The 1,967-nt window shown below is 71.6% G+C and carries 2 protein-coding genes; both read left to right on the top strand.

The window, feature by feature from the left end; all coding sequences use genetic code 11:
• Window positions 1–204 precede the first annotated feature (204 nt).
• Complete coding sequence (gene lysS / locus AC2W7A_RS11975) at window positions 205–1,725, top strand: lysine--tRNA ligase (RefSeq protein WP_485991539.1); 1,521 nt, start codon at window positions 205–207, stop codon at window positions 1,723–1,725.
• 6 nt (window positions 1,726–1,731) lie between these two features.
• A partial coding sequence (locus tag AC2W7A_RS11970) for a hypothetical protein (RefSeq protein WP_485991538.1) occupies window positions 1,732–1,967 on the top strand: 236 nt, incomplete at its 3' end.

Raw genomic sequence — 1,967 nt, 5'->3', positions numbered from 1 at the left:
CCGGGGTGCCCGCCCCGGTGGGAGGTGGGTGCGCAGGCGCAGGCGCGTGCCGTCGTCGAGGGTCACGAAGCGCTCCGGCGTGCGGCGCGGGGAACGGTGGGCGGGCATGCCCGCACGGTACTCCGTCCGGCGGCCGGTCCACGTGGTGTGCCCCACCCCGGCGGGACGGGAACGGCATGCCCTGCGCCCTTAGACTGGGGGACTGTGACCACGCAGAACACCCCCGCTCAGACCGCAGTCGACCACCACGACCAGCAGGCCGTGCGCGCCGCCAAGCGCGACGCCCTGCTCGCCGAGGGCACAGAGGCGTTCCCGGTCGAGGTGAAGCGCACCCATTCGCTGACGGCCGTCCGCGAGGAGTTCGACGGCAAGCACGAGGCGGGCTGGGAGGACGGCCCGGAGGTGTCGGTGGCCGGCCGCATCGTGTTCCAGCGCAACACCGGCAAGCTCTGCTTCGCCACCCTCCAAGAGGGCGGGAAGGACGGCGCCGGCGTGCGTCTGCAGGTCATGCTCTCCCTGGCCAACGTGGGCGAGGAGTCCCTGGCCGAGTGGAAGAAGGCGGTGGACCTCGGCGACCACGTGTCCGTGACCGGCACGGTCATCGTCTCCCGCCGCGGCGAGCTGTCCATCATGGCCGACTCCTGGCAGATGGCCTCCAAGGCGCTGCGCCCGCTGCCGGTGCTGCACGCCGAGCTCAACGAGGAGACCCGTGTCCGCCAGCGCTACGCGGACCTGATCGTGCGCGATGCCGCCCGCGAGATGGTCTACACCCGCGCCAGGATCACCTCCGCGATCCGCCGCACCCTCGAGGGCCACGACTACGTGGAGGTCGAGACCCCGATTCTGCAGCTCATCCACGGCGGCGCCCAGGCCCGCCCGTTCGAGACGCACCTCAACGCGTTCGACCAGGACATGACGCTACGCATCGCCACCGAGCTCTACCTCAAGCGCGCCGTGGTGGGCGGTGTGGACCGCGTCTACGAGATCGGCCGCGTCTTCCGCAACGAGGGCGTGGACTCCACCCATTCGCCGGAGTTCACCACCCTCGAGTGCTACGAGGCCTGGGCGGACATGCACGTCATGGCCGAGCGCATGCAGCAGATGATCCTCGCCGCGGCCGACGCCGTGGGCGCCGGCCGGCGGATCGAGACCGAGAAGGGCACCATCGACCTGGACGGCGAGTGGGCCTGGGTGGAGGTCTACCCCGGGCTGTCCGAGGCCGTGGGGCAGGAGATCACCCCGGAGACGGACGCCGCGGTGCTGCGGCAGATCGCCGAGGAGCATGAGGTCCCGGTGGATCCGAAGTGGGGAGCGGAGAAGCTCGTGATCGAGCTGTTCGGCGAGATCGTCGAGCCGACCCTGATCGACCCGACCTTCGTGTACAACTACCCGCCGGCCGCCCAGCCGCTGGCCCGCCCGCACCGGGACAAGCCCGGTGTCATCGAGGCCTGGGACCTGATCATCGGCGGCATGGAGCGCGGCACCGCGTTCTCGGAGCTGATCGACCCGGTCATCCAGCGTGAGCGCCTGACCCAGCAGTCCCGCGCCGCCGCCGCCGGCGACGACGAGGCCATGCAGCTGGACGAGGACTTCCTGCGGGCGCTGGAGTACGGCGCCCCGCCGATGGGCGGCCTGGGCCTGGGTATCGACCGCCTGGTCATGCTCTTCACCGGAGTCGGTATCCGCGAGACCATCCTCTTCCCGCTGCTGAAGCCGGAGGCCTGATCCGCCGTGGCCACCTTCTGGGACTACTTCTCCGTGCTGGCACCCTCCGTGGGCCTGGCGCTGCTGTTCTGGCTGGTCATGCGCTCCCTGTTCCGCGCGGACACGGCAGAGCGTGAGGCCCAGGGGCGGAGGCGCTCGGGTGCGGACGCCAAGGCCGCCGCGGAGGAGGCGGAGGCCCAGGAGTGGGCGCGCCGGCGCGCGCGGAGGACGTGCGGCAGGCCGAGGGGATGCGGCAGCCGATC

Source organism: Micrococcus sp. LASM2_SD2 (assembly GCF_057364565.1).
Note: the sequence above shows the minus strand (reverse complement) of the source record. Positions and strands in the feature narration are given on the sequence as shown.